Origin of the sequence: Cobetia sp. SIMBA_158 (assembly GCF_046566945.1) — a bacterium.
Taxonomy (GTDB): Bacteria; Pseudomonadota; Gammaproteobacteria; order Pseudomonadales; family Halomonadaceae; genus Cobetia; species Cobetia amphilecti.
Window position 1 is genome coordinate 1 of sequence record NZ_JAWJYL010001175.1, and the last position, 232, is coordinate 232.

Sequence of the window (232 nt, forward strand, 5' to 3'; positions counted from 1 at the left end):
CTGCAATCTCAACCCCACCATCCGTGGCACGGTGCGTCTGCACAGCGCCGACCCGCGTCAGGCCCCGGCGATCGCGCCCAACTATCTGAGCACCGCTGAAGACCGCAAGGTCGCGGCCGATTCCTTGCGGGTCACGCGGCATATCGCCCCCCAGCCGGCCTTTGCGCGATACAAGCCCGAGCAGATCAAGCCGGGTGTCGAGTACCAGACTGATGAAGAGCTCGCCAGGCTC

General features: G+C 65.9%; 1 protein-coding gene. It reads left to right on the plus strand.

Annotated features, from left to right (window positions below):
- Positions 1 to 232 (plus strand): GMC oxidoreductase (locus R2R70_RS23460; RefSeq protein WP_410979415.1); only part of this gene is annotated, 232 nt, incomplete at both ends.